Origin of the sequence: Paenibacillus rhizolycopersici, from assembly GCF_014947195.2 — a bacterium.
Lineage (GTDB): Bacteria > Bacillota > Bacilli > Paenibacillales > Paenibacillaceae > Fontibacillus > Fontibacillus rhizolycopersici.
In genome coordinates this window covers 140,736-162,770 of the sequence record NZ_JADCNN020000007.1, presented here as the reverse complement: position 1 = coordinate 162,770, position 22,035 = coordinate 140,736, and the positions used below count along the sequence as shown (strand labels likewise).

The 22,035-nt window shown below is 39.0% G+C and carries 27 protein-coding genes; 3 read left to right on the top strand and 24 right to left on the bottom strand.

Features of this window, described 5'->3' with window-relative positions; all coding sequences use genetic code 11:
* Window positions 1-59: 59 nt before the first annotated feature.
* Both IM700_RS10190 and IM700_RS10185 read left to right on the top strand, forming a co-directional pair.
* A complete protein-coding gene (locus tag IM700_RS10190) occupies window positions 60-902 on the top strand; it encodes a sialate O-acetylesterase (RefSeq protein ID WP_193417425.1) in 843 nt (280 codons plus the stop codon).
* Complete coding sequence (locus IM700_RS10185; RefSeq protein WP_193417424.1) at window positions 899-1,441, top strand: PadR family transcriptional regulator; 543 nt, start codon at window positions 899-901, stop codon at window positions 1,439-1,441. The genes IM700_RS10190 and IM700_RS10185 overlap by 4 nt, the downstream gene beginning before the upstream one ends.
* A gap of 62 nt (window positions 1,442-1,503) precedes the next feature.
* On the opposite strand, the gene IM700_RS23490 is transcribed toward IM700_RS10185, so the two are convergent.
* On the bottom strand, window positions 1,504-1,791 hold the full coding sequence (locus tag IM700_RS23490; RefSeq protein ID WP_193417423.1) for a TIGR04104 family putative zinc finger protein: 288 nt from the start codon (window positions 1,789-1,791) through the stop codon (window positions 1,504-1,506).
* A gap of 119 nt (window positions 1,792-1,910) precedes the next feature.
* On the opposite strand from IM700_RS23490, the gene IM700_RS23440 reads away from it, so the two are divergent.
* Complete coding sequence (locus tag IM700_RS23440) at window positions 1,911-2,285, top strand: hypothetical protein (RefSeq protein WP_155606226.1); 375 nt, start codon at window positions 1,911-1,913, stop codon at window positions 2,283-2,285.
* A 49-nt stretch (window positions 2,286-2,334) separates the two neighbouring features.
* On the opposite strand, the gene IM700_RS10175 is transcribed toward IM700_RS23440, so the two are convergent.
* From IM700_RS10175 to IM700_RS10070, 23 genes are all read right to left on the bottom strand, one after another.
* Complete coding sequence (locus IM700_RS10175) at window positions 2,335-2,724, bottom strand: RidA family protein (RefSeq protein WP_193417422.1); 390 nt, start codon at window positions 2,722-2,724, stop codon at window positions 2,335-2,337.
* A gap of 1,039 nt (window positions 2,725-3,763) precedes the next feature.
* Window positions 3,764-4,246, bottom strand: a complete 483-nt coding sequence (locus tag IM700_RS10170; protein WP_193417421.1) for a DinB family protein — start codon at window positions 4,244-4,246, stop codon at window positions 3,764-3,766.
* Between the two features lie 63 nt (window positions 4,247-4,309).
* Entirely contained in the window at window positions 4,310-4,972 is a 663-nt protein-coding gene (locus tag IM700_RS10165; protein WP_193417420.1) for a Type 1 glutamine amidotransferase-like domain-containing protein, read from the bottom strand.
* A 140-nt stretch (window positions 4,973-5,112) separates the two neighbouring features.
* Window positions 5,113-6,627: a serine hydrolase domain-containing protein gene (locus IM700_RS10160; protein WP_193417419.1), complete on the bottom strand. Its 1,515-nt coding sequence runs from the start codon at window positions 6,625-6,627 to the stop codon at window positions 5,113-5,115.
* A gap of 78 nt (window positions 6,628-6,705) precedes the next feature.
* On the bottom strand, window positions 6,706-7,230 hold the full coding sequence (locus tag IM700_RS10155; RefSeq protein WP_193417418.1) for a GNAT family N-acetyltransferase: 525 nt from the start codon (window positions 7,228-7,230) through the stop codon (window positions 6,706-6,708).
* A 34-nt stretch (window positions 7,231-7,264) separates the two neighbouring features.
* Window positions 7,265-7,732 carry an SRPBCC family protein gene (locus IM700_RS10150; protein ID WP_193417417.1) on the bottom strand — a complete coding sequence of 156 codons (468 nt, stop codon included), beginning with the start codon at window positions 7,730-7,732 and terminating at the stop codon, window positions 7,265-7,267.
* Window positions 7,733-7,966: 234 nt separating this feature from the next.
* Window positions 7,967-8,473, bottom strand: coding sequence for a DinB family protein (locus IM700_RS10145; RefSeq protein ID WP_193417416.1), 507 nt, complete (start codon window positions 8,471-8,473; stop codon window positions 7,967-7,969).
* 822 nt (window positions 8,474-9,295) lie between these two features.
* Window positions 9,296-9,634: a hypothetical protein gene (locus tag IM700_RS10135; RefSeq protein ID WP_155606220.1), complete on the bottom strand. Its 339-nt coding sequence runs from the start codon at window positions 9,632-9,634 to the stop codon at window positions 9,296-9,298.
* Window positions 9,635-9,986: 352 nt separating this feature from the next.
* Window positions 9,987-10,415, bottom strand: coding sequence for a DUF1801 domain-containing protein (locus tag IM700_RS10130; protein ID WP_193417414.1), 429 nt, complete (start codon window positions 10,413-10,415; stop codon window positions 9,987-9,989).
* 214 nt (window positions 10,416-10,629) lie between these two features.
* The gene (locus IM700_RS10125) at window positions 10,630-11,613 is read right to left on the bottom strand and encodes a phosphotransferase (RefSeq protein ID WP_193417413.1); all 984 of its coding nucleotides are present in this window, start codon (window positions 11,611-11,613) and stop codon (window positions 10,630-10,632) included.
* A gap of 254 nt (window positions 11,614-11,867) precedes the next feature.
* Window positions 11,868-12,347: a DinB family protein gene (locus IM700_RS10120; RefSeq protein ID WP_193417412.1), complete on the bottom strand. Its 480-nt coding sequence runs from the start codon at window positions 12,345-12,347 to the stop codon at window positions 11,868-11,870.
* Window positions 12,348-12,651: 304 nt separating this feature from the next.
* Window positions 12,652-13,047, bottom strand: a complete 396-nt coding sequence (locus IM700_RS10115) for a hypothetical protein (RefSeq protein WP_193417411.1) — start codon at window positions 13,045-13,047, stop codon at window positions 12,652-12,654.
* A 254-nt stretch (window positions 13,048-13,301) separates the two neighbouring features.
* Window positions 13,302-13,805, bottom strand: coding sequence for a DUF6886 family protein (locus IM700_RS10110; RefSeq protein WP_193417410.1), 504 nt, complete (start codon window positions 13,803-13,805; stop codon window positions 13,302-13,304).
* 230 nt (window positions 13,806-14,035) lie between these two features.
* Window positions 14,036-14,563 carry a YfiT family bacillithiol transferase gene (locus IM700_RS10105; protein WP_193417409.1) on the bottom strand — a complete coding sequence of 176 codons (528 nt, stop codon included), beginning with the start codon at window positions 14,561-14,563 and terminating at the stop codon, window positions 14,036-14,038.
* Between the two features lie 204 nt (window positions 14,564-14,767).
* Window positions 14,768-15,634, bottom strand: coding sequence for an alpha/beta hydrolase (locus tag IM700_RS10100; protein ID WP_193417408.1), 867 nt, complete (start codon window positions 15,632-15,634; stop codon window positions 14,768-14,770).
* Window positions 15,635-16,062: 428 nt separating this feature from the next.
* Window positions 16,063-16,131, bottom strand: a complete 69-nt coding sequence (locus tag IM700_RS23155) for a putative holin-like toxin (RefSeq protein WP_418888777.1) — start codon at window positions 16,129-16,131, stop codon at window positions 16,063-16,065.
* Between the two features lie 88 nt (window positions 16,132-16,219).
* Window positions 16,220-16,504 (bottom strand): NUDIX domain-containing protein, encoded by a 285-nt coding sequence (locus tag IM700_RS10095; protein ID WP_418888773.1) that lies wholly within the window; start codon window positions 16,502-16,504, stop codon window positions 16,220-16,222.
* A gap of 455 nt (window positions 16,505-16,959) precedes the next feature.
* A complete protein-coding gene (gene comI / locus IM700_RS23150; protein ID WP_239483764.1) occupies window positions 16,960-17,055 on the bottom strand; it encodes a competence inhibitor ComI in 96 nt (31 codons plus the stop codon).
* Between the two features lie 338 nt (window positions 17,056-17,393).
* On the bottom strand, window positions 17,394-18,017 hold the full coding sequence (locus IM700_RS10090; protein WP_193417407.1) for a hypothetical protein: 624 nt from the start codon (window positions 18,015-18,017) through the stop codon (window positions 17,394-17,396).
* Between the two features lie 215 nt (window positions 18,018-18,232).
* A complete protein-coding gene (locus tag IM700_RS10085; RefSeq protein ID WP_193417406.1) occupies window positions 18,233-19,039 on the bottom strand; it encodes a hypothetical protein in 807 nt (268 codons plus the stop codon).
* Window positions 19,040-19,197: 158 nt separating this feature from the next.
* Window positions 19,198-19,965 carry a hypothetical protein gene (locus tag IM700_RS10080; protein ID WP_193417405.1) on the bottom strand — a complete coding sequence of 256 codons (768 nt, stop codon included), beginning with the start codon at window positions 19,963-19,965 and terminating at the stop codon, window positions 19,198-19,200.
* A gap of 276 nt (window positions 19,966-20,241) precedes the next feature.
* Complete coding sequence (locus tag IM700_RS10075; protein ID WP_193417404.1) at window positions 20,242-21,120, bottom strand: DUF6414 family protein; 879 nt, start codon at window positions 21,118-21,120, stop codon at window positions 20,242-20,244.
* Window positions 21,121-21,386: 266 nt separating this feature from the next.
* Window positions 21,387-21,869, bottom strand: coding sequence for a DUF6933 domain-containing protein (locus IM700_RS10070; RefSeq protein WP_193417403.1), 483 nt, complete (start codon window positions 21,867-21,869; stop codon window positions 21,387-21,389).
* Window positions 21,870-22,035: the final 166 nt, after the last annotated feature.

Genomic DNA, 22,035 nt, shown 5'->3' with positions numbered 1-22,035 from the left:
CGATATGCTAGCGATAGTCTAATTAGACTATAAGAGTAACATAAAGGAGTTAGGCAGAGATGAAGTCATTTTTAATGTTGGGCCAGTCGAACATGGCGGGCCGTGGATTTTTGCATGAAGTCGATCCGATCTATAATGAAAAAATAAAAATGCTGCGCAACGGACAGTGGCAGATGATGACAGAGCCGATCAACTACGACCGTCCCGTTTCTGGAGTAAGTCCGGCAGCGTCATTTGCCGATGCCTGGTCGAAAGCTCATCCCGATGAGGAAATTGGGTTGATTCCTTGTGCGGAAGGAGGCAGCTCCTTGAATGACTGGCATCCGGAAGGCATCCTGTTTCAGCATGCTTTGTCCGAAGCCCGCTTCGCCCAGCGTTCCAGCCAAATCTGTGGAATCCTTTGGCACCAGGGGGAAAGCGACAGTTATGGTTCGCTGCATGAAACGTATAACGAGAAATTCGCCTTGATCATCGAAACCCTGAGAAACGAACTGAACTTGAAAGATGAGGTACCGCTGATGATTGGCGGGCTTGGTGATTTCCTGGGAAAAACCGGTTTTGGACAGCACGCGACAGAATATCGGCAGGTTAACGCGCAATTGCAGCGCTACGCCAAGGAACACCCGAATTGTTATTTTGTCACGGCGGCAGATTTGACCGCGAATGCAGATGGCATTCATATCGACGCGGTTTCGCAACGTAAATTCGGCTACCGTTATTTCGAGGCGTTCTCGAATGGGTGTCATGTTCTGGAACCCCTCCCTGGAGAAGAACAGTCGCTGAAGGCGAAGCGCAACTATTCGAAAACCGAACAGATTTACCTCCATAGCATGGATTTGGCCTTGGGTAAAATCACGTACGCGGAGTTCGAGGCACGGATGGCGAAGGTGATGCAGAATTGATCCCCTTACTCATTCTTGGCTTACTTCTCCAAAATCCCGGTGCCCACGGATACGAACTATTGGCCTTCATGGAACAACGCCATTACAAGTACATTGTCAACTTCACGAAAGGCTCGTTTTATTACAATTTGCAGCAATTAGAAGAGAAGGGGTGGATTAAACAGATTCAACAGGAGCCTTCAACCCGCGGACGCGAAACTCGGAACTTCAAAATTACCGAGTCCGGAAAGGCTGAATTCGAAAAATTGATGGTCAAATACGGCACCCAATCGGAGTATGTGAACCTGCAATTTTATGGAGCGCTGCTTTTTGCCGATGAATACGACAAGAACAAGCTGTTGGAGCTGATTCAATCGCAAATCGATCAGACGAAAACCCGAATTGCTCTCCTTGACGAGTACCTATCCAACACGCAGGAAGTTCCAGATCAAATTGATTACTATCGCCGAATGAATGAAAATTCCCGTTCCCATCACTTGGTCAATTTAGCGTGGTTTGAACAATTAAAAGCTGAAATTGAAGGAACCCCAGGGGCATAGATGCCATTGATCCGAACCTGAATATCGTCCGTTAACAAAACATCTTTGTTGAATTTGGTCATTCATATATCTCCATCTTCAATTCTTTGCTTATACCTCATCAAGAAAGGTAAAACAAGAATTAGGATTAGTAGATAAATTAGTACATGTCCGTATATCGGCCCTTTGTAGACATAAAAGGCCGGGAACATAGCTGCCGCAATAGTTACCGATACACGTAGTCTTGATCCTAAGGTCACATCATAGATCTGGTCACATCGATCACATTGAATGGGTTTATATCCGTGGAAACAAGATCTCAGCACCTGTTTAAAGGTAAATTTACGTTTGCATCGATTACAACTTTGCACCTTTATATCCCCTTAATAGAATATTAGCAAATCAAACGATCACCCTACTCTATTGGTCTACACCGATTCATAGAAGCTGCAATAAGCTATATCAACCTTCAATCAAAGGAGTGATATAGTTGGCAAACAGTGATGTACGTCTTGCACTATGGTCAGGTACCAATTTTTCTGGTCGTCGGATTCTCTTCAGACGCGGTGGGGTCGCCGTCCGCGATCTTGGAGCGTTTCGGTTTAACAACGCGCTATCAAGCTTTCGGCTCAGAAATGTTGTGCAAAGCTCCCAAGTCACACTGGTCTTGTTCTCGGGAACGAACTTCCAAGGTTCCTTCCGCGTATTCCGGGGCAGTCGAAATGTATCTAACTTGGGCAATTTCAACTTCAACAACGCCACATCTTCGTTCATTTTAGTTGGCCGCAATCTTACGAACTCGGAGATCTCTCAAATCCAAAGCACTGGAAGACCACCTAGAGACATTCTTATTATAAGACAATAGTTAGTCGTAAACCCCCAGCCTTAGATAGCTATTATTTAGGGCTGGGCATTCATGTCTGAAAGATGGCTTGCACTTCAATTTCAACGAGCAAGTCGGGATCAATTAAGGCTTTAACCTCAACCATTGTGGCAACCGGCCGAATATCTTTGAAATACTCTCCATGGGCTTTTCCGATCTCCTCCCACTTCGAAATATCCGTTACAAACATTCGAGTCCTCACCACGTTTTCCATCCCTGCTCCAAGCTTTATTAATGCTTCTTCAATTGTTTTTAAAGCTTGTTTCGTTTGTAGATATGCATCGCCTTTACCAATGATTCGGTTGTCCTTCATTGCCGTCGTCCCGGCTACTTCTATGACATTACCGATTCTTATTGCTCTACAATAACCCACTACGGGCTCCCATGGAGAGCCGGTGGATACGCTTATTCTTTCTGTCATGAGTTCCTCTCCCTTCAAAAAACACCCCAACCCTAGATAGCACTTATCTTGGGCTGGGGCGTTTGTGGACTGATCTTCTTCCATGATTATACATCTAAAAACCCATCGGTGATAGGTGCCGTTAGAATATTCTCGCCGATATTATCGCGGATTCTAGTGATTACTTATCCGTAGTTTATCTAGCAACTTATTACTAATGATTTCGAATCCTATAATGGTGAATATGATGAGTAGTAGTAAAATAATCTTGATCCTTAACTCACCATTATGAATCATAAAGATGTTTACACCAAAATAGATGGTAACAGGTATCGTGACGAACGGCTCTACCGTCCTCTTTACTGGTCTTCTAAACGTCCTTATGACTAAGCCGAAAAAAGCCGCAATATAAATAAGAAAATTCAGATGGACTCCGCCATAATGCATACATCCTAAGATGATTCCATATTCGAATAGGATTAAAATTGATTTTGAAAATCTATATTTGATTAGTGTGGCCTTCGGGAAGGCTTGGTTAGCTTCCATTTCTCCAGCCCTTTCCATATAGCGAATCCATCATTTGTCCCATTCTTTGAATATCACTCCCAATCGATCTGCTGCTGTGTCTACAAAAGTACTCACAATCTCATCGGTGAAATAATGGGGATTAATTTTAGGCTCTTTAAGTGGATCTTGAAAAAACGAAAATGTCCGATCTCTCCATAACAAGATCTCATTTGAGGATAATAAATCACTAAAATCAAAAGACCTAGCGGCTTTCAACAGTTCCCATACTTCGGTTCTCACGCCTTATGATTATATAGATGAAAGTCCGCTTGATCCGTTTCTCTGCAATATAGCGTTCTGATTTCCTCATTCGTTCAACCTAATTTCGTATTTTTCTCTACATTTTGTAACGACCATCCATTTGTTGAAACCTGATCTACTCATGGGCTTCGGGGCTCGTTGAACTTTCCCAACTTCGCACATCGTTTTCCAAGAACCCTAAGTCCCTTGGGCGGGCCGGAACGTGGTTAGGATCGCACTTTACAATCGGTTTTCAACCTATACTTCTCAACTGTTTTTTTAGCAGCATAATCTGTCCAATATGATAGGCATTATGAATACATAAATTTGATACGACTCCCCACCAAGGAGCATAAAAATAGGAAGGGATTTCTTTAGTTAGTTTCAGATCATCGCTCTCCTCAAGCGCTCTATTCCAACTATGAAAGACGGTTTCAAGTCTCTGTAGGGTATTCTTCCACTCAACATCATTTATTGCATCTCGATTCAAGTAAAAAGTATCCTCATTGTTGATTGAGCTATCTAATTCAACATGTTCGTCGTTATATCTCTCAAGCCACTTCTCATTCCAATAAATGAGATGATTCACGATCGACCAAATGGATTGTTCACTTTCATTCTCCCCTGCAGCTTGCGTAGCATCTAAGTCGATTAAGATTTCGTGAAGCGGAATAAACCAGCTCTTATCGTTATAACAAGCATTTAATTGGTCGATGAGAATAGATTTATAACTCATCCGAGTACCTCACTTTTCCTGTATTCCCGAAACGACCCAGCCCTAGATTGCTCTTATCTTAGGCTAGGAGCCAAACAGTTTCCAATGCCCTTCGGAGACAACTTCGACCGCTCCGTCGACCACTTTGATGGCGGTCTCGTCATCAATCGCATACGCCGGCCCCTTCATCCCGGCTGCCCATCTCTCTGCTGCAGCCATCGTGTTATCAGGCAGCATCTCGTGGTCCAGGTGCGGAAAGATTGAAAAATCGACCAGTCTCAGCGTGTCATCGCCACCACCGGGTGGAATCCAGCCAACGAAATATTCACCAATGTTCGGTGCCATCACCATGCTCCCGGCACTCAGCCCCACATAAACTGCACGCAGCGACGGCAATAGGTCTGCCAACCCGGATTGCCGCATCCAGTAACAGAGATACAAGGGGTCACCGCCATTCACTAGTAGAACGTCAGTCTCCTGGACCATAGGAACCCAACGCTCTTTATCGATGCTAGGCAACGCGGTGAGCTCAAGCACGCCCATTGACTTCCAGCCCAGTTCGCACATTGGTGTGGTAGATTGTCCGCTGAAGAACTGCCATGCTTTCTCTGCACCTCCGGGTATGGCGTACAACCCAGTAGTAATGCAGAGGGCGCTAGATTCAGAAATCGGTTTGCCCAACAAGTTAATCAACGTATCGTGTATACGCTTGTTTTTAATACCTGCAGATGTGAGCAGAAATTTCATAACTTCATCTCCTTGTCACCGTGTGCGTCTGACGTCAAATCATTGTCTTAACTGGAATTGTATCCCATATCCCGTTTTGTTGCACTATCTAATTCACCTTATCAGAATAAAATAGTATTGCTTCACGAACTCTCACGGCTTTAAACGATCAACGGCCGCGACCGCGAAGCTTTTAGGTCATGAAGGGTTTTAATATTCATTATTATCGATAAAATGCAATTGAGCGCAGCAAGTCCCATCCAAATCAATATGGAATGTGACATCCACACCCCTATCACGAAATAATCATGGTTTATTAGATAAGGCCAGATCATGACCAATACCAAAAGCATAAATTTTAAGATTAGTGCGATACTGCATGTTGTTTTTATTCTGAACCTTGTCTTTTCATCATGAAGATCTAGCTTGATTCCTCTAGAGAGTTTAATGACTTGAAGACATAAGATAACGACTGCGATTATGGCTAAGAATGAAAATACCAAATCAATTAATAAATACTCGTCATCATACATAAATTTTCTCATCGGATTTCCATTCATATTTTCATATATATTATTAGCAATAAGCGAGGGTGCCGTTGAATTCAGATTTGCCAAAACAAATATGGCCTGCTGCTTATCTAAATCTATAATAACCTTTGAGGAATAATTCGGATTAGCTCCAATATGACTAACAACTCTATTTTTCGTATCAACGCTCCATCCGAATGAATAGTATTGATTTTCATCTATGTATCCAGCAGTTTTGATGTCGACTTGATGAGATTGTTGTATCGCATTCAATAGATGATTTGGGATATCGCCGATCCCCATTTGGGCATTCAACCAGCGTTCCAAATCTTTTGAATTCGTGACCAAATATCCTGCAGCGATATTCCCATAATATCTAGGAGCATCATATTCTAAGCTTCTTCCAAAAAACACGCGATATCCTTTGGTAAGTTGATCAGATTCCTTTTCCTGCCCTGTTGAATAATAACTATCCGTCATCCCTAAAGGAACCAATATGCTTTCAGTGATGTAATCCTGATAACGTTTGCCTGTAACTTTTTCAATAATCATCGCTAAAATATCATAATTCACGGTAGCATAATGATAGGCTGTCCCAGGATATGTAACTAATGCAATGTCTGAAATAGTATGTATGGTCTTTTCAAGCAAATCCCCTGTAGTGCCTTCTGGAATTAACCGAATACTCCACGGCGGAATTCCACTGGTATGGGCGAGCAACTGAGAAATCGTAATATTCACTTTCTCCCCTTTAAGGGTTGGTTCAAACCAAGGAATATAATCTGTAATAGGGTCGGAGAAAGAGAGATAGCCCTCATTTTCTAATAAAATAATGGCCAAAGCCGTAAATGCCTTTGTCGTTGATCCCAATTCAAATAATGACTCTTCAGTTACCCTCTTCTTATGATTAACATCTGCATAGCCGAAATTTTGAAATTCGGTCTTGCCCCGCTCTGATACGACCATAGCCACTCCTGGAGTCGCTGATTTGGCCATTATGGTTTCCACCATATGATCCGGATTGTCATAGTTTCCTGTCCTTACCAAACTCCCGAGTTCATCCCAACACACGATAGTAGTAATGATTGCGATAAGTAGGATGACATATCCCGTTGATCTGCCTGTTTTACTTCGTATTTTCTTCATTGTAGTCTCCCTCGTCTGGGCTTCTTCCACGCCCCCACACTGCCTTAAGGGGTCCGAACCCCTTTCTATCGAGTATTCTTAAGAATTCTTGATCCAATATCTTCTTATTACAATGCCATCTTCTTCAATGTAGTCGACATCCGCTCTTCCCCCGTTCTTAAGAATGGTTCGTTCTGATGCGATATTCCAGGCATCACAAACAACTAAAACATCCTCTATCCCAAGTTTCTTCGCTTCAACTAGTGAAAGCCTCAATAAAACCGTGGCATATCCTTTACCTCGTTCTGATGGCCGAATTCCATATCCGATATGGCCACCCGCGTTAAACAAAAACTCAGACAACTCGTGTCTTATATTTACAGCACCCAACACCCGACTTTTATCATCAATCAACCAAAACGTTGAGTCTGAAACCCATCCCTCCGGTAACCCGTCGCCCTTCTCATGATCCTCCAGAAATTCAAGCATTGCCTCAAAACTACTGGGATCTCTACTTATGACCCAAGGTACCATCTCTTCGCCAGACTCTTTCCATTCTTGATAAAAAGACAGGTACTCATCCTTAAGATTTTGATGGGGTTTTACAAGTTTTAAATCACTCATGTCGTTTTTCCTTTTGGAAATTTATTTTAGGCGCCTATTGGTTTACATGGGCATCAGGGGCTTTATCCATGACTAGATTAAGTACGATTTTATGCTCTAAGAAAGCTTTTAGTCCACACAGCACTATCGTAAATCCTCCCATTGAGTCAATACATTGGTTCAAAACCTCATCAGCATTTCCTGCGAATCCGTAGTTTTCAATAGAAACCAATGTCTCATCATTATTTCTTGGGGTAAAGTGCCATTCGATATGAGTTCCATCCAACGATTCCACATGAATACGTTTGTTTTTCTCGATATCTATCACGTGGATTTCATCTGAGACCCCATACATTTCCCATTCCCAAAGTATTCGCTTTCCAATTTCTAACCGATCACTACTTTTAGTGAACCAAAATTTCGTTGTGATCTCTGGGTTAATAAAGGCTTCAAATACCTCATCGACTGGTTTTCGAATAAGCATTTCAGTTCTTACAATTGGTTCTTGGTTTATGGATGCCATGTGATTCTTCCTTTCTCGTAGTTTGTTCGGGCCTTTTTATTTAGTTTTTCCAAGATCTTTATAACGTACTTGTATTTGCAAAACGACCCAGCCTTAGATAGCTCTATCCTAGGCTGGGTCATTTGTTGTCTAAGCTTCTTCCATGATTATACATCTGAACAACCAATGGGGCGAATGCGGCAGCACGATGTGTGAATATGGTGATCTAGGATGTATCCGCCTTCTTCGAATAACTCACTTCGACTCATTTATTATTTCTTCTATTTGTCTAATATGTCTTTGTTCATGCAGGTACAGCGATCTTACCCAATCAATTAATAACATATCTTTAAAGACTGGATGTACAAAATGTCTTCTGCTTAGCTCGGTTTGATCTTCCATAGTATTCAATGTTTCCTCTAACTTCCGTCTTGATTGATTTAGTTTTTCAATAAGTTCATCAGCTTCAAAAATATCATCAGTTGGATTAACAATATCAGGGGCTACCCATTTTTTGCTTCTATTAAGTAGAAAATCTAATGGTTTACTTTCTGTGATAGAACTTTCATTATTCTTTAATCCTCGCTTAATAGCCGCCACATAAACTTCTTCTGTCTTAAATAAGTGTTGACCGATCTGACCTATACTCCAGCTCAATGAATCTTTCCGTTGGTTTAATTCATCTTTAGTCAACCTCTTAAGTATTCCCAGTAATTCGTTTCTTGTTTCTCTTAGATTTTGATTGATTTCAAGAAGTTCCATGAAAGTCTCCTTTCATTCCCTGCTACTGTAAATTCATCCCCAAAAGGGCTGAACGCCTGAAGCGTGATGAACTGGTATCCTACAAACCCGACCGTTTGAGTTCATCGATTGCTTCAGGGTGAAGTGAAACTACTGATTTTAAACTTGTACTTATCCGTTCGATAATGTCTGTTCGCGGTCCATTTCTCCACGCCTCACTTTTGTAGAATGAATCTAGGGTTGAATTCAGTTGTTCCAGGCTTTCAAAAGACCGTATCAAAAAGTACGCATCTGGATCGTGAAGAGAGTTGCCGTACGCAACAATGTCTATCCCCATTTTATTATGCAACGGAACACTTATCTCTTTCATGATTCTATGAAATTCGGCACCAGATCCCGGCTTCAATGTATATAGAAGAATCTCAATTATTCTTTTCATATTAGGTTCCTTTCATCTTTATATCTGGCTATATCTGAGTTTCAATGCCTTTAGTTTTACCCGCTAGGATAAGCCAAGTTATTATTCGATTTCTCCGACTGCCAACCTCCAGTCATTACATCGCACAATATATGAGAAGCCAAGCTTACGACTCACCCATTCTACCATATATACCCAGTCACTAACAGAATATTCGTTCGTGTTTTATGCTTGTATATAGTTCGATGGAATTTCCTACAACGTTTTTGCATTCACGAAACGCCCCAGCCTCAGATAGCTCTATCTTAGGCGGGGGCGTTTGTTGTCTGAGCTTCTTCCACGATTATACATCTGACAACCGGGGGGCGATAGACCCGATGCATGAACACGGTGTTATGTAGGGTATTGGGTTCTATGCATAGGACTTATAAGAACATCCCAGAAGAAGGATCCCTAAATGGGTTTTCTATTAGAATACTTAAAATAGTTTGAATTGCTACACTTATTAATATAGTAAAAATAATAGCTTTTCTTAGAGTTTTATATTCCTTGCTTTCTATCAGCCCTTCACAGTAAATTAGAAGCATATTAAGAATGATTGTTGAGTTAAGTAGCATCATAAACCCACAAACCATTAGTTGCCCTAATCCTGTTAAAAATCCCTTATTATAAAAACCAGAGAATATAACAAAGAACAATAGCACAATAATTATGGGCAAAATTAATGAACCAAGAATACCGAAAACTAGAAATATTGTTTTCATGTCTCTCTATACTCTCCTGTTTTATTTATGTTCTTATCAACAATTTCATTCTTCGAGTTGATTTCTTAATTAATTTGAGATCTTTATCAAGTAAATAATTCCACCCAGAATACATAATGCTCCTATCCAATAATTTAGTGTTAAATTTACATGATAATTCTCGGGAGAAAATGAACCAGCAGCAGCAGATTGATATGCTGCCGCGGTCGCGACGTCTGCGCTCGCGCAGTTAATCGGTGCAGATGTGCCCCGGCAACCTCTTCCTTGATTTATCTTCCGGGACCGAGGCGGCTTGTCCGCTGATGCGTGAACACATTGTTAGCTGAAGTCATTGACCTCAATATGATACATACTAAAACTCTTTGGTCGCTTCAATCCATTTATTTACTACTTGTTTTAGACGTTCTTTATTGGTTTCTATTTGTTCCATTGAACTGAATCGAATTGTCGATCTATCCCCAGCCAACCATTCTAATAGATTTGAGGAGTCCTCAAAGATTGGTTTACCGTTAGCGTATTCTGTAGCTTTCGAACCACAATGAAAAATCAACCTAAAGCCGTTTTTACCATGTAAATTAAAAGTTATTCGATCGTCATGAATATAAAAGCTTGGAGCATTCCATTTGATGTGTTCGGATAACTGATCATTAGATTCCAAAATGATTCTTCTTACATACTCGATTTCAGGCTTTAATGGATGTTCGAGGTTCTCAAGAAATTTCATCACCTGTTCATGACCGGTTAGTTTTTGAGAAAGATTTTTGTCCTTCTTGATTGACATTTTGTCCTCCCTAAAAGAATGGAATGTTATGTTCTTACTCCCAATGATTTCACCTAACGTTCTCGTATTTACGAAACGACCCAGCCTTAGATAGCTCCTATCTTAGGCTGGGTCGTTTGTTGTCGGAGCTTCTTCCATGATTATACATCTGGAAAACCGAGGGGCGATAGCACCAAAGCGTGAATACTGTATTAGGCAATGCTCAAGCACTTCCTCAAGTTATCCCAATAAAAGTTTTATATGCATTTATTGATTTCAATACCAGTTCTTCATCCTTTACACCATTATGAACAAAAAGCTTAAGTGGAAAAAAGATCCCTTCCATTATTGATATTCTTATATCCTCCAAGAATTGATCGTAAGTATATTCACAGGAAATCTTAGTGCAAATTGAACGGTAATAAATCTGAAAAATATGTAAGGTCTCTTCCCCACCATGAAATAAATCATGAATAAATAACATAACCAAGTCTTCTGTACAAAGCCCAACCCTTACTGCTTCAAGGTCAATTATGTACGGCCTTGCATTACCTATTAACGGATACAACATATTGCATACATTCAGGTCACCATGGATAAATGAAGTATGTTGATTATTAGTTATACGTTCAATGTGTTTTTGAGCGTTCTCGCGTAACCTCTGTAGACTTTCCTCATATATTTCAAATTGATCATCTCCAAGGTTATAGATTTGAGTTTTTCTAAAATGAATATAATCTCTTTCCAAATAACCAATATGTATTAAATATTCCTCTACACTCTGCAAATGCTTGGGGACAGCTAGTTCTCCCCTTCCCCAAGAGACCGCATGAAATTGTGAGATTACATCAATAATGGTTTTTATTTTATTAGTATCAATAGGGGGCTCCCAATCAGCAATATTACGATGTGTCGGTGTTAAATCTTCCATCAACAATATACCTTCATGTCCAACTTGATCATATTCATTGTAAAAAACCTTTGGAATAGAAACATTCTTGCTGGAGTAGTACTTGTAAATAATATTCTCATATGGAACAGACATAGATATCGTATTTTTCTCTAATAATGGAACAATCCTATTGTCTCTTGTGTGTACATCGATTTTACTCAGTGATGCCCGATCTCGAGTAATATTTTCTGTCCTTCTTACATCAAGAACTTCAAAATCATTTTGATTCCTTAATATCTCTAATAATTGATTGTCGTTTAGTGGCATTAAATCTCTCCAATCTTGCTTGAATTTCGACTAAAACGGTTCCGTGTTCACGACGTCCCACCGACTTAAGCCCGTTGGCCGGCTGCGCTTGCGCAGTTAGTCGGTGCGGATGTATCCGGCTGATTCCGCTTCATCGTATACTGAAATGCCTCATCGAAATGCATCGAGCTCCGGTCCGGACCGAGGGCCGAATGGCCCTATACGTGAATATAGTGTTATCCGAAGGAACCACATCTGCAAATAACTTAAGAAATTTATTTAACTCGAATTAGTTTCTTTAATAACATGATTTGTCCAATATGATATGCATTATGAATACTCAAATTAGAAACAACTCCCCACCATTGAGCATTATAATATTCTGGAATTTGTCTTGTAAGTTTTGATTCATCCGTTTCTTCTAAAACAGTTCTCCAATTACTAAATACTTTCTCAAGTCTAATTAATGTTTCATTCCAACCTAAATCTTCAAATTGATCTGGAGTTAAAGAAAATGTTTCATCATTATTAATAGTATTATTTGATACAAATTCTCCAGCCTTAAATCGCTCAAGCCATCTCTCATTCCAGTAAATAATATGATTCACTATTGAACATATGGATTGTTTATTCTCATTCTCAGTAACTGCTTCGCTCACTGTCAAATCTGCCAGTATATCTGCAAGTGGAATAAACCAACTCTTATCGTTATAACATGCAGTTATTTGATCTATTAAAATTGATTTGTAGGTCATCAAACGATCCTCATCTCTAAATTGATTTAGGGTTCTTTCGTCTAACGTTTTTGTATTCGCGATGCCCAATCCCCTTAGATAGCTGTTATCTTAGGGGATTGGTTGTGTCCGCTGATTCACTACCCCCGAAAATCATCTGACGGACCGAGGGCCGAATGGCCCGAAGCGTGACTACTGTGTTATCTGCTGTTCGTACCTTCTTCGATTAAACTATTCGATTAACTTAGACTTAAGATAATAATACATGTTTCTTTCAATTGTTGAAGTCAGTTTTCCTCAGTTCTGCTTTGGTTTCTGGTGTTCTTTAATCATAATTATAACCCAACGCGACAATCAGACTTGTAATAACCATTACAATAGCAACTGGAGCCCATATGGCTCTCTCTCCTTTACTTCTACTGATCAGATTCATAATAGAAGATAATACGGAGAAAGCAACCACAAACCAAACCGCTGAAAGAGAGAATTCATACCATTGATTTACGGCAAGTTCCGATTTACTTAGAACAATAAGTCCGAGGAATGCAAGCACGACAGCTTGAAATAATGCAATTACTCGCATAGAGATAGGGAACCTCCCAGGGTACTTTCCTCCCATCGCAAACCTCCCCCAAGGCGCCCCTAACGCTAAAGCAATTTGAAAAAGAATTACAATTGAAGTTAAGGAACTAAAGATAATTCCTGATACATTAATGGACATGGTTTAATGTCTCCTTAAAAAAGTTATTAATGGGACTTAGGTCTGTGAGGCCGTGCTCGAATTGCAGATAACGTTCATGTGTTCACGACGCCTTATCACCTTAAGGTCCATAGAACCGGCCGCGACGCGGTTAGGCGCAGGGTTGTCCGTCTGGCTCCACTTCCCCGAAAATCCTCGGTGCGGACCAAGGGGCACGACAGCGATCCGCAGCGTGAATGCGGTGTTAGGCGATGTTCCTGCCATCTCTGAGTTAGCTACATCACTGCATTTCTTAGTCTTATCATGGAGTAGTTTAAAGAAGATTTTAATACTAAGTCTTTAAGAGGTTTTAGTGAAGGGGTTACTCTAAACTCTATTCCAAGATCTGTGATTGATCCTATTAAGTCATCAATTCGTTCAACATTACTAGGTACAACTGAAACTGAACTTATGTAGTATCCTGCATTAGGCTCATGTAACACGAAATCATCAGGGTTAAAACTATATCGGTATATATGTCCATTACTGACTTGATCATACCACGCAGACTCTATAGCAATTATTCTTTGTGTTGTTGACATACAAAAAAAGAGGTTTAGATCCGCTTCTGTTGTATACTCTTCAGGCCAGACACATACCCTCGGACACTCCCGAGGAAAGAAATAATGTGGAGCATGAAACTCATCTATTGCCCAGACCTTTGCTTCCGTCTCCTCATAAATCATTCTTGGTTCAAATCTTTGTATATCGGGATTATCACTGAAGTGGTATAACTTCACGGTTCCCCTCCTCTCACTTGCAGGAATTTCGCCTAACGTTTCCGTGTTGACGACCCACCACCTTAAGCGAACGATAGTGAGCGGCCGCGACGCAGTTAGGTGATGCGGATGTGTCCCGACAATCACTACCTCGACTTATCTTCCGGGACCGAGGCGGCTTGTCCGCCGATGCGTGAACACATTGTTATGCGAAGTTACTGTCATCTTTGAAATACCCACAATATCTCTGTTTACCACGCTTTTCTAATAATTAATGATTCAATCTGAGATATGTGGTGGTGATTGTGCCAAATAAATCTTTGTAGAGCAGTGTCCAAATTAATTAACCCTAATGCTTGAGTTCTGAGTGTCCTCGAGAACTGACCTGAGTCTAACTTGTGAAGTAGTATGTAAAAACGTTTGTGGAGTGATTCTAGAAGCAATAAAGAGATTTCTATATCAGTTTCAAAATAATCATGAAGATCTCCCCATAGATCTTCTCGATATGATGAAGCCGCAGGTTCTATTTCTGTTAATGCCCTTTTAAATCTTAAATAAGCATTCATATCATTATCGGCCATATGGTGGATAATTTGCTGAATTGACCAACCACCATCCCGATATGGCGTTTGGAGTTGGTCGATCGTTAAGTGTGATATTAGGCTTCGAAGCTTAGGTATAATTAATAGGATTTGATTAATGAACTTATCCCTGTCCTCTTCAAAGAATATGAGTGCCGGGTCAAATTGACCAATAGGGTATCGTGTTTTATCAATCATCTATGAATCACCTACTTTCAAATCTATACAGTAATTTCGCATAACGTTTTTGTATTCACGAAACGACCCAGCCTTAGATAGCTCTTATCTTAGGCTGGGTCGTATGTTGTCTAAGCTTCTTCCACGATTATACATCTGACGACCAAGGGGCGATAGCCCCGCTGCGTGAATACGGTGTTAGCTGAAGTTTGGTTCTAATTCGAATCACTTACATAAATGTGTTTTTAAGAAATCTACAACTTCTATAAACGCTCCTTGAACCTTGGGATCTTCAAAATCATGATCGAAAACATGATCTGCGCCTTCAATTGTTATTAATTTTGTCTCGATTCCTATTCCTTTGAGCTTCTCATACATTTTTACAGATTGTTCATATGGAACATCTGTATCTTGGTCACCGTGTAGAAATAATGTAGGTGGGTAATCATTTGAAATATTATTTATTGGATTATATTGCATTAATTTATTCAAATCGTAGTTAGGATCCATTTTAGTTACTTCTTGAACCCAAACACCTTGTTGTCGACAATAATAATAAAAGTCAATCCTATCCCATTTACCATCTGTTGTTTCCTCAAAACCTATGTTCTCTATTGCCTTACTTCTACTTATCATCGGTTTCTTGCAGTAATACTCACTTGGTTCTGTGTACCATGTGCCTAGAATATCACCGTATCCATAAAATGAAATAATAGCTTTTGGTTTATAGTCCATTGTACCAGTCAATAAACTCAGGTACCCACCTGCTGAACTCCCCATAACTGCAATATTATCAATGTCAAAATCATACCATTCAATAGCTTTAGTTCTTACCCATTCAATTGCATCTCTAATATCTTCAATAATTATTTCAAATTTAGTTTCAGGTGCTAGGCGATAATCAATATTAACCAAACTAAACCCTGCATTTGTTAAATACTCAATTTGTGCAGTCGGTAACCATTCTCTTGTCCCAAAAATTAAAGCGCCGCTATGAATATATAATATTACAGGAGTATCAGTGCCTTGGTAATAGATATCTGCACTAATAGAGCAGTTATCTATTTGCTTATAAATCCTTGTTTCTTTCATTTTCTCCCCCCAAAAAATGGTTAACCGAATTACAGCTAACGTTTTTGTATTCACGAACCCTCACTGGCTTAAGCGGGCAAGCGCGGGTCCGACGGACTTAGCCAATGCAGGGCTGTCTGCTGAGTTCGCTTCCTCGAAAATCCTCTTGCAGACCAAGGGACCGTCAGGTCTCGCCGTGTGAATACGATGTTATAGGATGTTTCGGCCCTCTTCGATATCTCATTCAATTTACTTCACACAGGTTTTTATACAAAGTTTTTATACATTCCATTTTCTTGGTTTTCAGTCAATTCAGTATATGTTATGATCGTTATAAGAAAACCGAGTGCGTCAACACTCGGCTATACAATTGGCTTGGATGGTTTATTCCCCTCTAAGTCATTTAAGGAACAAAACCCACCTTCGGCCGTCAACCTTGGGGTGGGTTTTTATTTTCTCTTGTTGTTGGAATTAATGTATGTTATGAGGGCAAGGATAAACGTTCCGAATAGGAACATTATTGTCAATGCATCTTTAACCTCCATGGCTTCACCTCCTTTCGAAGGGAAACCATGCCCACCCAAGATTCAATTGTACTTCCTTATTCTACCACAAATAACAACTCGTTAATAGAATGTTTGTTCGTGTTTTGTGTTTGAATATGTTTTGCGGGAATTTCCTATAACGTTCCTCTTCAAAAAGTTCCCGTTTTGCAACTTCTTTCATTTCTTCCCCAGGTTCCATTGAACCTCCCGGTAATCCCCACAAACCATTATCTGTTCTTTGTTGTAATAATAATCGACCTTCACCGTCTATAAGAATCACACATGCTCCTGCCATAATTATAGGATGTGTTCCTACTAACTCTCTTATTTGTCTTATGTAATTCAAAATCTTCACGTCCCTTTTGAATCTTCATTTGTCTTACATGTTTTTATTAATACATATCCCCGATTTCACTTAACGTTTCCGTATTCGCGACGTCCATTCCCCTTAGATAGCTCTTATCTTAGGGGAATGGATGTGTCCGCAGATTCAACTACTTGAAAATGCATCTGCGGACCGAGGGGCGAATGCCCCGATGCGTGAATACTGTGTTAGACGAAGTTAACGCTTCTTCGAATTACTCACAAAATTCCTTTGATTCCTTTAACAGGTCCTTATTTTTTTTAAAATGTTTTACTTATCTCTATTTGTTCACTTCTTTTTCCAATTGTGTTATCATATTTTTAAAGAAGCCGAGTGCGGCAAACACTCGGCAAAACAATTGGCTTGGATGGGATTATCCCTTCTACAGTCGAAAAGGAATAAGAACCCACCTTTGGCGCTAACCTTGGGGTGGGTTCTTACTTTCTCTTGTTGTTATTACTGATGTATGTTAAAAGAGCAAGGATAAACATTCCGAAAAGGAACATAATCGTTATTGCATCTTTTACTTCCATAGTATCACCTCCTCTCGAAGGGATACTATGCCCACCCAAGATTCAATTGTCTTTTACTATTCTACCATGATATACCAGTAAAATGAAGAACGATTGTTCGGGTTTATATAAGTCTTTCTAATGTTTAAATCTCGTTAATTTCGTCTAACGTTCTCGTATTCACGAACCCGAGAGGCTTAAAGGAGCAAATGCGACTGGGTCCGTCAGGACTTAGCCTCGCAGTGGTTGATTGCCTGAGTCCTCTTCCTTGCTTCCTACTATCTGGCAATCCAAGGAGCCTTCAGGCTACGTAGCGTGAATACATTGTTAGACGAAATTCACTTCTTCAATGAATAAGCTTACAAAATAGGAATTGTCTCTAAATTCTCGTACCTATTAAATAACGTATAGAAAACGCCTTCTATATAATTGTATACTTCATTAAATTGTTGTTTTAGTGCTATGTAATCAATCCCATAATTATGTTCTTCGTCACCTATTAATTGCGCTTCTTTGTACTCTTTATCAAAAGGATATCTAAACATCATTGAAGTTGAATCTATCTCATGCAATTCCATAACAGCTGCTTTCATTAATTGTAATGGGCTTTTGTCCTTTTTAATTGCTTCTTTCAAATACTCAGGAATAATATTTTCAACTTTATTCCACAAAGTAAATAAGCTATGCCCTTGAAGTTTATCTTGTATCTTCTCTCTAGACATACTTCTATCCATTAAATAATGTGTTAACAAGATAGCTTTTAGAATCAATTCAGTTGCATGGCGATATAAAAAGATACTCGGAATAATTACTTCATCAGCTCTATTATTGTAATTATCCGCAATAGTATCTATGAGCAGATCCCCGCTCTTCTTGTACATCTCCGAGTAAGTTTTAAATTCCCAACTTGAATAGTTGCTTCTTCTCCAATTCGGATATGCGTTTTTCTTAATGTCCGGGTTACGTTTAAATAATACTTCCACGATATGACCCTCCAAATAAAAGTTTTAAGTGAATTTCGTCTAACGTTGTTGTATTCACGAAACAACCCAGCCTTAGATAGCTCTTATTTTAGGCTGGGTCGTTTGTTGTCTGAGCTTCTTCCATGACTATACATCTGACAACCGAGGGGCGGTAGCCCCGATGCGTGAATATGGTGTTATCTGCAGTTGCTTCTACCTGATGAAACACAAGAGTATTATAATTTTGAATTTGAGTATTTAATAATTTGTTCCATCTGACTTACCATTGATGAATTAGTCTCTTCAACAATTTTATTAAAGAATTTATTACAATCCCTTAGATCTTTTTCAGAAATAATAACCTTATCCCCATTATGATAGCTTGATGAGATTCTACTACTGTTAAGGTTTTGAATATAGATGTTATTTACAATACCGTTATTATGAATCAATAGATTTCTTGTATTTGAAGCAACAATTAAATAATCTAAATTTTCTTTAGCGATTTTTATTTCAACTCCAAATAAATCTTTAAATTTTTTGATCAATTGGGAAATATTGTTTGTTTGAATAGTATCCTTTACTTTTTGATCAATTAATTTATTTCTAACAGTCAATATGCTATCCGAATTAAATATATCTTTAATGTCAATATTACTTTTATCATTAAAAAATTCAGGAAAAAACCAAAATACTATTTTCATTAAGTTACTGACATATACTTCATATGCTTGATAATAGCTAATGTAACATCTTTCTATAGAATTTTTAAAAAACATTTCACTTTCAGCGAAAAAAATATCATGTAAATTGTTTAAAGTAATTAATGCCTCCTCAGTTAACTTGGTCTCTTTGCTATTATTTGAATCAGAGTTAAAATATTCGCTTGTGATAATCAGCATGCCTAAAGTCAATGTAATATAACCGGTGATTTCCTTTATATTATTTAGTGATAAAGAATATACTTCTAATATAGATAACTTGAATAATCTCTCTTTTTCATCTCTTTCTAAATCATTTATATTTACTTCCGTGAATTTCATCCATTTTCTCCTTTTAATTATTTTTTAAGCAATTGCAGATAACGTTCCTGTATTCACGACGTCCGACGAAGTCGGATGTGTCCGGCTTTGCCGGACCCAGGACGCATGTCCGCAGCATGAATATTATGTTATCTGAAGTTACTTCTGCTGTGATTAACTTACTCGCTGACTTTATCTTTGATTACGTTTTTCACTATACGATCTAGATCTCTCCAGCATTCATTAATTTCCTTTATAACAACTGTTATCTCGCTATCTTGTTGAGTATGTCCTAATTGATTTCGGAGCCAAGTAAATCTTGTTTCTAATTCATCACTTCTTGTTTCAATTCCATCTCTCTTCACCATTCTTGTAGATTGTCTCTGATTAAATTCTTCATCAGGGTGATTTGAGATAATATAAGAATCTACATCCTTCTGTTTCTTTGCATCTATCATCACTATTAACAAGCTATACAAAAACATGAATTTACCCAAATTATCATTATGGTTCATTGATTGTTTATACAGGGTGTAATAGATATGATTCGTTTTTTCGTTTTTAGTCAGTTCAACAAACTCATCAATCTCTTCCTGTCCAAAATCAGATTGTATACTAAACCTTCCTTGCATCCTAGCAACAATAGTTGAATTGGGTTTAATATTTTCTTTAAAAATGTAAGGATCGTTAATTTGACTTCCTTTCACAAAAACTAAGCTATTGATAATCTGCTTCACCTTATGGTTACCTAGCTCTTCGGCTTGATCGAATTCAATAGTTTCTTTGAAATAAACTGTTATTCTAACAAGACCACTTTTAGGTTGATCTCCTTCAGTTGAAAGTTTCGTTTTAACCGCAGTGATTTCTCCCTGATCAAAATTAACAACTATTTCTTTATCAACAAAAGCTGTAGTTGAAGTACAAAGATATTCAATATATTTGGCCATACAAATCACTCTCTTTCTTTATATCCTTTAAGTAATTTCAGATAACGTTGTTGTATTCACGAACCCTCACTAGCTTAAGGGGCATAAGCCCCGGGTCCGAAGGACTTAGCCAGTGCAGGGTTGTCTGCTGATTCCGCTTCCTCGAAATGCCTCTGCAGACCAAGGGACCATCAGGTCCCGCTGCGTGAATACTGTGTTATCTGATGCATCAGCCCTCATTGAATCTTCTAATAAATATCTAAATGCTTTGAAATACAAGAGTAAAACACCTGACATCTATGCGTATATAGCAATTGGAACTATTAATAACACAGGACCATGAACTTTAGCTGTAAAATCGTCTTCCATTGTTAATTGTGAAGACATTTCATGAAAGCCACTAGTTACTTGAGTTAAAACTTCTTCAGGAAGATAGGCTAGGGGCGTCCCTCTAAGTAAATTCACAAAATCATTTGATTCTTCCGGTATAAATCTTACTATTTTACCTAGAACAAAAAATTGACCATCAATAATATCTGCAGGACTCTCATTAGAAAAATACTCTAATTGCACGGGTATCACAGCTTTCATATCGGGAACATTCACTATTTCAGATATAAGATCAAGTGAACCTGCTTGCTTTAGCATTCCTGTGAACTTCTTCATCTGAGTAATAGTTTCTTGTTCGGTGTTTGGCTTTTGTTTTTTAGGTTGAGAAGTGAATAGCATTGCCATTTCCATCATTTGAATCATGCCTTCCATATACGCAATCATAGGATTTCTTTTTAAAATTCCTGAGAACTCTACAAAAGCGCCTGGCATTAATTTGTCAGGGGTGAATTTATTATCTAATACGTTTAATGTTTTTCTCTCTATCAAACTATCTCTTAGTTTCGAAAAAAGAGATGCTGGAGTAAATACTCGCTCCTCTTGAACTTCTTTCTCCGCTAACTTTGAGTCCTTACGACCAATAGCTGATTTTAATCCAAGATTTAAAAATGCAAATACATTTTTTGTGCCTATTTCTCCTGAAACATCAGCGTTCGTACCTTTTTCGTTTTTCTCAGAAGTTTTTATACTTTGTAGTTGCGAAAAGCCTTCTTCTACTATTGCCAACAAATCGAATACGATTCTTTGATTTAAGTAAATAGGTATAGCCAATTTTCTTTCTTCCATGTTCTACTCCTCCAATAATCTAAGTTGGTAAAACAATTCAGTAAGTTTTTCTAAAAGTCTTTGCTGATGTTTCAGATAACGGATCCGTGTTCACGACGTCCCACCACCTTAAGTGACCGAAGGGAACGGCCGCGATGCGGTTAGGTGGTGCGGATGTGTCCCGGCAATCGCTGCCTCAACTTATCTCCCGGGACCGAGGTGGCTTGTCCGCCGAAGCGTGAACACATTGTTATGTGATGCCAGTGCCTCCTTGAAATACATACATGCTATGAGTACCTTCTCTTCAATGTTTCCTTGAAAACTTTAATAGGTTCTTCATATTCAATCGGTTTATAGATCATCTTGTTTAGCCATGCACTTAGATCAAACGTGTGACCAAATTCAACACCGTCACAATAAAGAGACATTTCTTTTAGAGTTCCTAGTACACTTCTATCATTTGTCTTTCCAATTCTTACTTCCCCTGCCTCAAAGAAATATTGTTCAATTTGGCTTTTCTTAAGTCCTTCTAACTGTAAATATTCTTTGAGTTCAATCATAAATTTTTCTTGTAGTTTACTCAGTTGAGAGCTCCTTATCCCATCAATGATTAGACATAATCGGCTCGTATCATTTACAAATATTATATGTTTCTTCCTTAGTTGGAGTATATTCACATGCCAACTAAATAAAGAATTAACCTCACTTAATTCAATAGGAGCTACCTTCATATCAGTCAGAAGTTTTTGAGTGAATCTAAACGCTAGCATACTACATTCGCTCCTTTAAATTATTGCACTGGTTTCACATAACGGTTCCGTGTTCACGACGTCCCACCACTTAAGGTCCGTAGGACCGGCCGCGATGCGGTTAGGTGGTGCGGATGTGTCGCCTGAATCCACTTCCCCGACTTATCTCCTGGCGACCGAGGCAGCT

Coding starts and splice junctions, on each gene's coding strand:
- IM700_RS10190 (WP_193417425.1), top strand. CDS start 60: ATGAAGTCATTTTTAATGTTGGGCCAGTCGAACATGGCGGGCCGTGGA.
- IM700_RS10175 (WP_193417422.1), bottom strand. CDS start 2,724: ATGACAGAAAGAATAAGCGTATCCACCGGCTCTCCATGGGAGCCCGTA.
- IM700_RS10170 (WP_193417421.1), bottom strand. CDS start 4,246: ATGAGTTATAAATCTATTCTCATCGACCAATTAAATGCTTGTTATAAC.
- IM700_RS10165 (WP_193417420.1), bottom strand. CDS start 4,972: ATGAAATTTCTGCTCACATCTGCAGGTATTAAAAACAAGCGTATACAC.
- IM700_RS10160 (WP_193417419.1), bottom strand. CDS start 6,627: ATGAAGAAAATACGAAGTAAAACAGGCAGATCAACGGGATATGTCATC.
- IM700_RS10155 (WP_193417418.1), bottom strand. CDS start 7,230: ATGAGTGATTTAAAACTTGTAAAACCCCATCAAAATCTTAAGGATGAG.
- IM700_RS10150 (WP_193417417.1), bottom strand. CDS start 7,732: ATGGCATCCATAAACCAAGAACCAATTGTAAGAACTGAAATGCTTATT.
- IM700_RS10145 (WP_193417416.1), bottom strand. CDS start 8,473: ATGGAACTTCTTGAAATCAATCAAAATCTAAGAGAAACAAGAAACGAA.
- IM700_RS10135 (WP_155606220.1), bottom strand. CDS start 9,634: ATGAAAACAATATTTCTAGTTTTCGGTATTCTTGGTTCATTAATTTTG.
- IM700_RS10130 (WP_193417414.1), bottom strand. CDS start 10,415: ATGTCAATCAAGAAGGACAAAAATCTTTCTCAAAAACTAACCGGTCAT.
- IM700_RS10125 (WP_193417413.1), bottom strand. CDS start 11,613: ATGCCACTAAACGACAATCAATTATTAGAGATATTAAGGAATCAAAAT.
- IM700_RS10120 (WP_193417412.1), bottom strand. CDS start 12,347: ATGACCTACAAATCAATTTTAATAGATCAAATAACTGCATGTTATAAC.
- IM700_RS10115 (WP_193417411.1), bottom strand. CDS start 13,047: ATGTCCATTAATGTATCAGGAATTATCTTTAGTTCCTTAACTTCAATT.
- IM700_RS10105 (WP_193417409.1), bottom strand. CDS start 14,563: ATGATTGATAAAACACGATACCCTATTGGTCAATTTGACCCGGCACTC.
- IM700_RS10100 (WP_193417408.1), bottom strand. CDS start 15,634: ATGAAAGAAACAAGGATTTATAAGCAAATAGATAACTGCTCTATTAGT.
- comI (WP_239483764.1), bottom strand. CDS start 17,055: ATGGAAGTAAAAGATGCAATAACGATTATGTTCCTTTTCGGAATGTTT.
- IM700_RS10085 (WP_193417406.1), bottom strand. CDS start 19,039: ATGAAATTCACGGAAGTAAATATAAATGATTTAGAAAGAGATGAAAAA.
- IM700_RS10080 (WP_193417405.1), bottom strand. CDS start 19,965: ATGGCCAAATATATTGAATATCTTTGTACTTCAACTACAGCTTTTGTT.
- IM700_RS10075 (WP_193417404.1), bottom strand. CDS start 21,120: ATGGAAGAAAGAAAATTGGCTATACCTATTTACTTAAATCAAAGAATC.
- IM700_RS10070 (WP_193417403.1), bottom strand. CDS start 21,869: ATGCTAGCGTTTAGATTCACTCAAAAACTTCTGACTGATATGAAGGTA.